Here is a 12718-nt window from a genome sequence, read left to right as displayed (position 1 = left end):
TGCGTACTAACAAAAAACAGAAAATCAATGGTATTGGGCCGGTGCAAACAGAACAAATGTTGATACTATATTAATCAAAAATTTGGGCTTTGAAGGATAATTTTCTGGCAAAATTGATGCCAGATTTTGTGTGTGAAGTAGCATTTTATTGGCTTATCCTGACAGATATAACATGGAAACCCGATTTGAAACAAGGGTTTTTTTGGAGTTAGAATATTCTAATATATTCTCAAATATTATTATTTAATTGGAAGGAGTGAGTTGTATACCAATTCTATATAGTGTCTTCTACTTGATTCGAAATTATCACGATTTAGTGCAAAAAAATCATTGTAGTATTGGCAAACTGTCGCAATGACTGATTTATTTCATCTGGATTCTCCCAGTTCAGCAAGTGGCCGGCTTTGGGGATTGATTTGTAAGTTGCTGTCGGAATTCTTGATTTGAAAATGTCAAGGTATGCCAATGCATGAATCTGATCTTCTGACCCGACCACAATGAGTACTGGCACTTTCGCTTGCTTAATTATTTCGATTTCATCTTTGTAGTCACCTCTTATAATTCCCGATAAAATTCCATCATGAATCAAGGAATCTGCTTGATAGAACGCATTGCGGACAAGATCCGGAACTTCTTTTACTGACGGACGAAATAGCATTGAAAGATAATCCTCAACGTGCTTCGAAATTGGTTTATCACAGTATGCTTTATTGAGCACATCCTGATTCCGGTACATTAGATCCGGCCGCATCGGCTTTTCAATTGGCATTGTCATACAAAAAACACCGCGGCAATGATCCAATTCCGGCAGTGCATTTAAAACAATATGTCCACCAATCGACAAACCAGCTAGAATAAAGTTTCGCAGTTCCAATTTCCAAATAGCTTCCACAATAATATTTACAAATTCCTGAAAGCAATAAGAATCATTTTTATCGGATAGGCCATGACCCGGTAAATCAATTGCAATGAGACGAAAATCAGAAAGTGCATCACTTTCAAATTGTTTTTCCCAACATTCCGAAGACATCATTCTGCCATGAATGAAGACGATTGTTTTTTCTGTTTCGCCTTTCCTGTCGAGATAATGCAGCTTCCTGCCATTAATTGTCAGTTTATGATGAACCGCAGACAATTCAGTCATAGAAGTATTTGTGACTATATAAGTTTATTTTCAATTGCGTACCGAAGTAGTTCCATTGAATTTAGGCAGTTCGTTTTTCGAAGCATGTTACGCCTGTGGGTATTCACAGTATTGAAACTTAAAAACAATTTATCCGCAATCTGCTTGCTCCCCAGCCCTTCCACTACCCACTTCAATATTTCTATTTCCCTTTTACTGAGAAGAAGTTTCTGGTCAATATCGGGATAATATTCTTTGGAAAGCAGCATTGTCCATTCTCTACTTTCTTTTTCGTATTTCTCTATCTGATGAATCACCTTCCCATTTTCCGTATAGTCAGTAATATCCCAGGTAAAACCGAAAATGGCGACAGGAAATTTTCCATCTTTCGTACTGACCATTGAATGCCTTTGCAATATCGTTCTATAAACGCCCTGGGCATTCCTGAACCGATAACTTTTGGAGAATCTCAAATGTGAAAGATTTTCTGAACCGTGCTGATCGATAATTCTCACCTGATCTGGAAAGATATGCTTGTTAAGTATATCAAAATCAAGGTATTGATTCAGCATGAACTCTAGGCCACCTTCTAAAAAGGCATCCCTAGAATGTCCCATAACCTGTTTTATACTTTGCCCGAGCATCGGATAAGTTTTGGTAGTGTAATCTAGCAAGAAAATTGATGTTGAAGAAACCTCGGCAAAAGATTGAAGAATTTGCGTTTCCTGTAGATACAAGCCATAGTCCCAAGCGCTGCTTTGAGGCTGCTTTGTCAAAATATCCAAATGATCCTGGTAAGTCAAGAGTAGTTTATTTTTCATAGGGGCGTAAGCTCGAGGTGACGAGCGGAGACAACTACAAATTACTTATAAATGAGTATTGTGGCAAGGCTACTGGTCGATTAATTTCGTCAGCTCAGAGTTGAGACTTGTATGAAAGTCTGTAATCTAAATATCATAGAATTCAATTAAAAACAAGACTAATTTTTTAGAACGAGATTTGTGTATTAAATAATTGATTATCAAGTAGTTAAATTGCGGTTTTTATAGAACATTCAGTATGCTGAATATCTGAAAACTTATCAATTGCGAATATTCAGTGAGCTGCCTCCTGTTAAAATTTTAACCGAATTTTAACCCATTTGATAGGGAAGTTTATAGTAGCCTTGGGACGGCTTGGGGATGGAAACTGAATAATGGGCCACTTTTTTTACGCCATAAGCTCACGGTGCATAGCTGACGTAGACCTCGATTATTCGAGCAGGAGTGCCCAGAGAATAATTAATGATTGCAGGATGAACCGATTGAAGCTTTGATCACCGGATGAGATCCATTTTTAGTGAAAGCAGATAGCGTTTTACCGTGTCGATCCTTTAGAAAAGTCATGACGCTCCCTCGAAATCCATAAAGTACTTGATCGAAAGACCTTGTTTGCGGTATCAAAGTGGAACCACGGTAAATTTTGTCTCTTCGAAGAGCGTGCTCTGCACACTAACAATATATACTCACGGAATTATTTTTAACATTGACTAATTGTATGAAGCTGCTCGCCATAATTATTTTATCAATCTTTTTAACCACGAGGATCTTTGGTCAGACAACTACTACTGCACAAAATACTAACTCTTTAACCAGTAATATCGATGACCCCTTCGGATTTAAGCAAAAAAAACTCATTCTGAGCCGGCTATTCGACGAGGTTCCTAAAAAGGGAATGCCTTCTGCAGCTAACCCGGCACATAGTAACAAGGTCTATGTATTTTTAGTAGGTAAAAAGAATGTAAGTACCTACGTGACAGATGTTCTTACTGCCTGTATGTATTCTGATAGCACATGGCCTTCAACCAAAGATATTAAGCAGCGTTTTGCCAATTCATTGGGCATGCAAATCGAAAAAATTGCTTTGGCTGGTTACTTTAGGGATTCTCTGGAAGCACGCAAGGCATGGATTAATTACAAAGATAAGACCTCCGCCTACAGCATTAGATTCATTCCGGTGACGTTTGACCTTGAACCTACATTTAATACTAAAAACATGTTGGACCCCACGATTTTGCCCGGAGCCATCATCTCAAAATCGGAAGTTCGGGAAACCCAAGTATTTAACTTGCCGTTCGTTGAGATTACCGAGAAATACCGTCCTAGCTTAGGAGTCATGCCAATCATTGATACTAAGACCAATTTAAACGAGCAATTTCTAATTTATCAGTATCTGAAAGACAATCCACTTATTGTAAATAGTAAAGATACAGTGATATCTACACTTACTGATTATAGAGCCTATACGCAATACGCTTTAGGGGGGGTAATGGATGGAAAATCTTATATTCTAAAACTTTGGCAAAAGGAAAAGCTACTGGCTGAAATTGTCGTTAATTTAGAAAAAGACATCCGACTGGAAGAACGAATGACTCGTCTGGCTCATCAAGTTGGCAGAATCCTAAGCGGCAACACTGGCAATTATCATATTCACAAGGAAATGAATATTGGTAATTTGATAGATGAAATGGACATTATAAAAAAAGAAATTAGAAAAAGCACTGAGATAAGTAATCTTTTCCCAAATGTTACAACACATTATGTCCCTCCCGGCTTCAGAGTTCCTTCTGGACTAATGGATCTTACTGATAGAATTAGTATTAAGCCATACTTGGAAACACCAAGTGCCAATATAATGGGGGAAAAAGTGAGGGCAATTTATCAACAAACTGACTCCAAACAGTTTTTCTTTAGTAATATCAACATCCCAAGTGAAATGAAAGAAGCTGTTGGCAAAATAACGCAGCCTACTTCCCGGCGAATTGGCTCAGCGATGAGTTACATTGCGGTAGGTGATGTATTTAAGAACAATGAAAACAATCTCGATGGAGCGGGATGCGCTTACTATTCTGCACTATTGCTCTCTCATAACTTGGCTGCGAGCCCGCTCGAAAAAGCTATTATAAAGCAATTGATTTACCAACGTCTAAAACTGATCGCTGAGGCACGTGAACAGCCATATTTGGTTACTTTGTTTGAATTGGTGTCTGATCTGAACACATCCTTTATAAACAGTACATTCGGTCAAGAAAGCCATAAAGAGTATTACAATACTCTTCGAAAAACTTCTGTTCTTTGTTTAGATGCAGAAAGTAAAGCCCGTTCCATTCGCGCAGAAAAAATAGTGGGAGCCTTACTAACAATAGCGACCGTGGCAAATGCTGCTGCTGAGGCAAGCGCAAACAAGTCTAATTATATTGATAACCAAGAGTTGACGAATCAAATAAATAATTTAAATGCTCCTTCTCAACAGTCGCAATCGATTTTCGCCGAATCTTTGAAGGATTTAAAATATGAAAATTTCGAAATAAATGATGAAAGCGGCAACGAAGTTGAACTTAACAAATTATACCTTACAATTGAAGTATTGTGGCATTTAGGGCTACGTAAGGATCAAGCCATCGTTGGAAAAAGGCTCATAGAATATGCTACCGACAAGCCTAATCTAAAACTAGCACTGGAAGAATATCTATCCGAAGGAGATGTGAATGAGCAGGCGTCTGCAATCATTGAATTTAGGGATAATTTTCAAAATATTGAGGCTCAAATAAATAGATACGAGTCATGGGGAAAAAAATTACCTAAAAAAGTACTAGCGAAATTTTGAGAATAAAATGAAAATTAAATATTTTTTTTTAATCATTATCTCATTTTTGGCAAAACCAATTTTTGGGCAACAGGATGCTTACAATGAGGCTGCTAAGGCAACAGAGGAACAAGCAAACATCACTAAATGCCCTGAACGAGCAAGATATTTGAGAGACGTTGCAAAACAATTTCGTAATGGGACTCCCCCCAAGGTTATGAATGTACCGCCTTGTCCAGAGGATGCTAACAATACTTCTGCCACTGTGGCAGCAAATCGAACGATTGCTGAACAGTTGAGCTCACAGGATAGGCTAACACGAGAGCATTTAGCCAACTTGGAAACGATGAAAGGATTAGGTTTCGACGTTCTATCAAATATCGGAAAGAATGCACAAGATAGTTTTAACAAACAGATGGAAGGAACGCAGGAGAAGGTAGATGCTATAAATAATCACGGCGATGCTGAAAATCAGCTAAGGGATACGAAGGGCATTATACGAGATGCGAAAAGTAATAATATAAGCATTGATGATTTAGGCCCTGGTAAAGAGGAAGATGATAATCGACCTTTAACCGACTTTAGAATTGAAGGTGGGAAGGTTAATGAGAATATGGAGAAAATTTTACCGGTTGACAATTCGAATGTAAGCCTCGAAAACCCAGACCTTGCTAATTCTGAGACAACTTGGAAGCTGATTACCCAATCTGATGGTACAAGTCGAATTGACTATTCAGATGGTAGAATTCAGTTTCTAGGTAATTCTGGCTCTGGTACCTATCTATCTAGCTCTCCTGAAAATGTTGTAAATATTGATACATCGATCACTGTTGGCAATAAAGGATATACAAAGAATGTTGGTCAAGTAAGCACTCCCCCTAATTTTGACCATCAAACAGGAAGTATACATTTTATCATTAAGGCAAAAATCCCACCTTGTAATATATTTGTTTCACGCGAAGGAATCCCATTAAAAGGTTGGGGGCAATATTTATTTAATACGCAAAAATCCGTAGAGTTTGATAGTAACGATTTGCCGATCGGTGTACAAACTATCAAATTTAAGGTCGAATACGCGGAAAAAGTTTCAACAAGTAATCAGGTGCTAGGCGATAAGCAGCAAAAATTGACAAATAAAGATGGCAGTGTTTTAGTAACAGAGCCTGATGGTAGTCAAAAAATAATAAGACCTGATGGAAGTATTCAATATTTAGGCAATTCCGGGCTGGGTACCTACTCGGCACAATGGAAAACCACTTCAGAAGAAACAATGATACATTACCTTGTGAGGAAGGGTGAAAATAATATTTTTGTTACCTTATAAATCAATCTTTAATTCGATAGATTATCTATGAAATTGTACCTCCTCCCCATCGTTCTATTTTTTATCATATCTCCACTTACGAGCTTTTCTCAAACAAGTAACTCAGCTGCTGTAATGGAACAGTATCAAAAGGCTTCGCAATTGTATGAAGAGAACAAACTTGCCGACTGCCTCCTACTTTTGGAACGTGCTGAAATACTAGCAAATACACAAGATTCTAAGATTCTGTATTTGAAAATAAAAGTATTGTATTCCATGTTTCTACAAGACGGTAAATATAAGAGTAATTTGGAACAGGCAATTCCTACTTTTATGGAAATCAGCAAAACTCAAAATTATCCCAGTATTAAAATTCGTGAGATTGGTGCCTTAGAACAGGAAATGAAGAATATAATAGCTTTAAAAGAAAAGCAAAAGGAAAAGAATACTAATGCTATAACAGAATTGGTAAGCGAGATAGAAAAACAAATGGTATTTGTGAAAGGTGGGAAATTTAGAATGTATTGGATACATGATATCGATTCGGGCCCCAATTTATCGATAGGAAGTAAGGTCAATATGGATCCTTTTTATATTGGAGGTTTCGAGATCACAAACAGGCAATGGGAAATTGTAATGGGTAATATTCCAAGCAAGAATAGTGAATGCATGAATTGTCCTGTCGAAAACGTAAGTTGGGATGATACTCAGGAGTTTATTGAAAAAATTAATCAAGTATCTGGCAAAATGTACAAACTTCCAACAGAAGCACAGTGGGAGTGTGTTCTAAAACGTGGAAAATCTTATTTAGCTAGTGGCAATTTAAATAAAATAGCTTGGCATATGGATAATAGCGGAAATCACACTCAGGAAGTAGGTAGCCAAGAAGCGTATCCGTTAAAAGGTATTTTTGATATTGTCGGGAATGTACGTGAATGGTGCCTAGATACATTTGATCTAGATTATTTTGGTCGGGGTCAAAAGCGAACCAGAAGGAATCCGGTAAATCTATCAAATTCAGGCAAATACTCTGTTCGGTCGTCAAGTTTTAAGACGAGTCTTAGAAGACCTGGTCTTTTTGATGAAAAAAAAATTGTTATACAGCAAATGGTTGGTCGCTCAGGACTCGAACCATCGCAAAGGGAAAGTGATTTGGGATTTCGACTTTGCCGAAATCAATAGCCGTTTGAGGCGACTTGGTGGCTAATAGCTTGTGGCTCTCCGAAATTAATCTGCCACAGGAGGATCCCATACGCATTTTCGACTTGCATTCAGACTAAATGTAAACCTATTGGCAGAACAAGTCATTAGGTCTAGTCCTCTCTCCTGGGTAAGATACGGCTGTTGTTTCAGTACCTCTGATATTTTTCAGATATGGAAAGGCCTAGTCTGAGAAAGCGAGCGATTTAGGTTTTCGACTACGTTTGGGTAAAATAGAGTTAACCAGAACTGATTTGCCATTAGTTGAAATATCAAGACCTTATAGGCCAAAAATTACTTCGTAACCCCACACCAGAACCTCATCAGATCCACAGAACTGTATCAACTGAATTGGCTATGACTTGGCTTGTCAGACGCCTATTGAGCTGTTTTAGCCAAAATGTCATTTCGTGTCTCGGCTTTTACATAACATCTTAAATTGTTATTCCTTTCAGCTAGGAATTCAATGTCATCGCTAAGTACTTTGGAGCGGAATATCTTGTTCTAAGTTTTCGCGGCCGTGCAAGGATATTGCTCACTAAAATCGTTGATTTTCAAACAGCTCATCTTTCGTACAATTATTTTTGGTACACCTCCTTTTCCATACCAAGCGTCTATTACCAGTCTATTACCTAAATGACTAGTAGTAAAGCTTTCTGCTCTCCGCTTTCAGTTACCTGAACTTTCGTGTTATGCGCAGTGAAGAAACTACGCCGCTGTGCAAGTCGTTTAATCGGGTTAGGAGTGACAACAATGAAGCTCGAGGGCTTATGACAGATGGTGCTCAATTTCAGGGCATGGTTGACAGCGTACCAAAAGGTGTGGCGGGGGTTTGGGCGTTTCTCAGAATCTTTACCACTCGGTATTATAAATCGGGGTCGAAGAAGGAGATGTTCTGTCATAGGATGACATGGAGATCGCCCGGCATGTTATTTCTGCCATATATGCAGAATCCAGAAACGAGTAGTCCTACCGGCCTCTGCATGAACGGGGTCGAATCCGGAAAAATTGCGCAGGCCTGTAACACCTGTGGCTTCGAGTCAGTACATGAGCAGACTGGAAACAAAAAAGGACCATAAAACATAGAAGTCCAAAAAAAGTGTTTGTCGGTGTTCACCCCTAAAGTTGTCGTTTTTGCACCGCGTAGAATCGTAAAATGCTTCTGATTTTTGTATTGTCACTACTTAAACTAAACCGGGCAACTTTATGAAAAACATATTACACCTCAGATATCTTATCAAACTTCTCCTAATCGCAATCATTATGACCATGGCATCTCAGTCCAATGCACAGCAAATCAAACCTACCGGCAGTGGCTACGCACCGGCTAATGGTACCAAAGTTTATTATGAAGTGTACGGCGAGGGCAAGCCTATCGTTTTGCTACATGGCGCTTACTATACCATTGAGCTGAATTGGGGGGAACTAATACCTGAATTGGCAAAAACAAGAAAAGTAATTGCTTTGGAGTTGCAGGGACATGGACATACCCCCTATTCAGACAGAAAGTTATCGAGGGCCACTTTGGCTAGCGATGTCGAGAAAGTAATGGACTACCTGAAAATTGACAGCGCTGATGTCGCAGGATACAGTTTTGGCGGTCAGGTCGCTTACCAGTTTGCGATACAAAGTCCTAAGAGGTTGAGAAAACTGGTTATTATTTCTTCTGTTTATAAAAGTGAAGGCTGGGTAACCGGAGTAACCGATGTTTTTAAAATAATGAAGCCTGAACTTTTTGCGAATTCGCCCCTGCAGGCCGCCTACGATGCAGTAGCGCCGGATAAAACAAAATGGAATCAGTTTCTGGAACAGATGATTGCCTCGGCTGGGGAGCCTTTTAATTTGGGTGACGACAATATCGCAAAAATCACTGCACCTGTGTTAATCATATCAGGCGACAATGATGGCATGGATAAAATCGAATTGGCAAAAACGTATAAATTGTTGGGAGGTGGTGTTTCTGCTGGTTTGCAACCAATGCCCAAATCACACCTGGCCATTATTCCCAATGAAAGCCATGTTAGCCTGATGAATCAGACAAAAACAATATTCAGTTATTTAGATAGTTTTTTACAATAGCCTGTGCAACTGGACTTTTGCCAGTCGGGCGAAATACGATGTGCGGAAATGCTCAATGCGCTATATTCAGGGGAAAGACAGTGCTAGAAAATCACCGGCATATCGAAAAGTATTCTTTTCGATATGCCTTACGTCGACAATTTCCTGAGCATTATTTTGTCGTAAAAAGAGAGCTAACCGGGTCGGGTTTTCTAAAACAATCTTTCGCAATCAGGTTATAATACCGTTTAGCCAGATTATAGTTTAATGATTTTCCGGACAAAAGTCTCATCGGTTTCTGTGAATACTTCGATGTAATAAGTCCCTTTTGCAGCGGGCATCTCAATTTCAAGCGGACCGATGATGTTCTTATAGTCGGCAGACCTGACTGTCTGGCCGAGGGAATTGGTGATTTTTATGGACGCATTGTTAGCAGCCTGGCGCGACATTTCCAGATAAACGTGTCGGCCAGTCAGCGGGTTTGGGTACATTTTCGCGGTCAGCTCCACCCCGTTTGTTACTTTGACATTCCGCAGCCCGGAGTAGGTAAAGCTCTGATCGGTATCGATGATTTTCAGGCGGAAATAGTACATGCCCGGCGCCAGGTCTGTGACAACGGTTTGGTAATGATGATCAGTGCTGGTTGTGCCACTGCCCGCAATAAAGCCCATTTTTTGGTAGGTCTTATCCTCCCGGAGCATCTCAAGCTCGAAGCCCTCGTTGTGAAGCTCCGATGCAGTGCTCCATCGCAGCAGCACATTGTTTTCTTCCTGCAAAGAAGCGGTAAAGCTGACGAGTGTGACTGGTAAAACGCTTTGCGGTGCCTCAAAAGCACCCATATCGATGCTGGAACCTACCAGCCGGGAATTGCCTGCGATATCTTTGTCTGTGCTGATACTGCCCGAATATGGCGCATACAGGGCGTTGCTTGCTGCATTCAAAGCCACACTGCCTGCTTTGAGCGTATAGTCCCCAACGGCAGGATCGGTGAAAATCTGAACAGGTGTATATTTTGAAGCATCGATGTTATTGGCGAAACGCTGGCCGTCCAGCAGGCTATAGCTTGCCTCCACGGCAGCATCGTATTGAAGCCCTACTGCATTTGCGCCCGAACCGATGATAATACTGTTTTGAATGCGTATGGAACCATCTGCCAGGTGCAGCTCACTACCACCATCGGCGGCCACATTGCCACTGATCGTCGTATTGGTAAGCCAGGACCCTGAATAGAAACAATACATTCCGCCTCCATCCGCTGAGGAATTGTTTCCGCTGATCAACACGTTGTTAAGTACGGACTGGGAGCTGTTATCACCCATGCCCCCTCCATGAGAGACGGCATAATTGTTGTTCAGTACCAAATTGTAAAGGATCGGATAGGCCGTGGAATTCATCATTCCGCCTCCTATCATAGCACTGTTCTCCATGATGATCAGGTTGGCGATTCTTGAACCCGAAGATACATTGGCGATGCCGCCCCCAATGCCAGAACTGAGATTTAGTCCGTTGACAGTGATTGAGCTGGCCAGATTGGCGTTGCCACCGGTTATTGTGAAGCCGTCCAGTTCCGCCGAGCCTTCCCCTGCTACGGAAACTACTACATGATAAGCGTTTTCCGTGTTGCCCGAAAAACTCAGGGTGGCACCAGAGCCGGTTACCACATCGTCCCCATTGAAATCTCCACTTAATATGCTTTTGTTTGCCGCTAAGGTTAAGTCCCTTTGGTTCAGTGTACTTTCCGCACCTGCAAAGCCACCATAGACCGGTATGTAGCTAACCAGCGAAAAGGTATTGTTCCTTCCGTCGGCAATGCCAAAATTATTGTCTGCCGGGCTGTACAAAGGTTTGTAAACACCACCAGCCACCCAGATTTGTGTAATGGCATGATTGATTTTTGCGGCTACAAGCACATCCGCGAGTTCGGCAGACGCATTGGCCCAGCTGTCGCCTTTAACATGACCTGCGCCATGCTTTTTTACGTAAACAATCCCATTGGCATCAGGTAAAACGGTCACATAGGGGCTTTCGTAAGCGCCCAGATCTACCGAGCCTTTGATACGCGGGTTCCCAGCCAGATCGGTTTTTATTGCTGAAAGGTCTGGTGATTGCCCGGTGGCATAAAAAGCATTGCTGCCCGCGTGTATGGCGGGGCTGTTGGTCCTAAGTGTATATTCACCAGGTAGTTGATTAAAAATATTACTGGCCAGGCTGGTAAAAATACTGCCGGCATTCCCCGAATAATTCACCATGTTAGCACCGGCAGGATTATCCTGGACCAGACTATTTTGATATACAGGGTTCGATACATAATTTCTGACCCCATTGTCGCTGGTACCTGCGGTGTTATTATAGATGATGCTGTTGATGATTTTTGGATACGAAAGACTATTAAACATCCCGCCGCCTGGTCCGTCCGACCAATTATCGACGATGGTCACATTCGTCAGGACAGGGGATGAGGAAGAAGAGTTAAACATCCCGCCGCCGTAATATGCGATGTTGGTGCTGATGATTACATTGGTCAGCACAGGGGAAGAGGATGCATCATTAAACATCCCACTGCCATAATTAGCCTTATTGGCACTGATGATCACATTGGTAAGTATCGGTGAAGAAGCAGCCAGAGACACGCCACCGCCATTGTCGACCAATACTTTCCTTCCGTTTACGAGGTTATATGCGTCGTAACTGAATTTACCGCTGTTGTAATAAAAATCAAAAGCACGTCCCCCGCTGATGGTAAAACCGTTCAACTCGGCCGTGCCTACATTCCCAGCAGAGATGACAACGTGGTAGACATCGTTGTCCGATATGGAATTGGTGTTATCTATGTCGCCGCTTAAAGTGCATTTGTTGATGGCCAGGCTTAGGTCGCGTTCGGCCAGCGTGTTTTCAGTACCGGCGAACCCACCATAGATTTTTAAATTATTTACCATTAAAAATGCATTGTTTTTGCGATAGCTGGGAAGGCTGTGATTGGTACCAAAGTTGTTATCGATTGCACTGTAGGTCGGTTTGTAGGTGCCCCCGGCCACCCAGATCTGTTCAATTGTATTATTGCGCTTGGCCTCAACCAGCGCATCGGCCAGCTCGCCTACTGCATTTGCCCAACTGTTGCCGTTGCCTGTTGACCCTTTTTTAACATACACGATGCCGTTTACAGGTGTAATTTGAGCGATGATCTGTTGCGAAAAACTGATGGCAAACAGCATTGCGAGAAGCAGAAATTTCTTCATGGGAAACGTTGCGTTGAAACTGTGAAAGTTAATACTGGTCTATCTGACTGTATGCCAGGCAGGGAAAAGGATTTTTTGGGAAAACACGCCTCTGCCATTTCTGGCAGAAGCTGTCTCCGGCCTCAGAATTTCAGCATAAAAAAATGCCTCAGGCAGGTTTCACATTGAAAATAG

Annotated in this window: 7 protein-coding genes; 4 read left to right on the top strand and 3 right to left on the bottom strand. The window is 41.2% G+C overall.

Translation table 11 applies throughout. The features are described 5' to 3' along the window. Window positions 1–313 precede the first annotated feature (313 nt). Both AC1XUF_RS24235 and AC1XUF_RS24230 read right to left on the bottom strand, forming a co-directional pair. Complete coding sequence (locus AC1XUF_RS24235) at window positions 314–1144, bottom strand: alpha/beta fold hydrolase (protein WP_483344440.1); 831 nt, start codon at window positions 1142–1144, stop codon at window positions 314–316. Window positions 1145–1158: 14 nt separating this feature from the next. Then, complete coding sequence (locus AC1XUF_RS24230) at window positions 1159–1944, bottom strand: response regulator transcription factor (protein ID WP_483344439.1); 786 nt, start codon at window positions 1942–1944, stop codon at window positions 1159–1161. Window positions 1945–2659: 715 nt separating this feature from the next. Between AC1XUF_RS24230 and AC1XUF_RS24225 the strand changes: the two genes are divergently transcribed. The 4 genes from AC1XUF_RS24225 to AC1XUF_RS24210 all read left to right on the top strand — a co-directional run bounded on the left by AC1XUF_RS24225 (window position 2660) and on the right by AC1XUF_RS24210 (window position 9329). Then, window positions 2660–4768, top strand: a complete 2109-nt coding sequence (locus AC1XUF_RS24225) for a hypothetical protein (RefSeq protein WP_483344438.1) — start codon at window positions 2660–2662, stop codon at window positions 4766–4768. A 7-nt stretch (window positions 4769–4775) separates the two neighbouring features. After that, on the top strand, window positions 4776–6071 hold the full coding sequence (locus AC1XUF_RS24220) for a hypothetical protein (RefSeq protein ID WP_483344437.1): 1296 nt from the start codon (window positions 4776–4778) through the stop codon (window positions 6069–6071). A gap of 114 nt (window positions 6072–6185) precedes the next feature. Continuing rightward, complete coding sequence (locus AC1XUF_RS24215) at window positions 6186–7232, top strand: formylglycine-generating enzyme family protein (protein WP_483344436.1); 1047 nt, start codon at window positions 6186–6188, stop codon at window positions 7230–7232. Between the two features lie 1224 nt (window positions 7233–8456). Beyond that, window positions 8457–9329: an alpha/beta fold hydrolase gene (locus tag AC1XUF_RS24210; protein ID WP_483344435.1), complete on the top strand. Its 873-nt coding sequence runs from the start codon at window positions 8457–8459 to the stop codon at window positions 9327–9329. A 236-nt stretch (window positions 9330–9565) separates the two neighbouring features. On the opposite strand, the gene AC1XUF_RS24205 is transcribed toward AC1XUF_RS24210, so the two are convergent. Then, window positions 9566–12544: a choice-of-anchor Q domain-containing protein gene (locus tag AC1XUF_RS24205; RefSeq protein ID WP_483344434.1), complete on the bottom strand. Its 2979-nt coding sequence runs from the start codon at window positions 12542–12544 to the stop codon at window positions 9566–9568. Window positions 12545–12718 lie beyond the last annotated feature (174 nt).

The organism is Dyadobacter sp. HNCC25DJ185 (assembly GCF_056895195.1).
The sequence above is the reverse complement of the archived record's forward strand: the minus strand, read 5'-3'. Positions and strand labels throughout refer to the sequence as shown.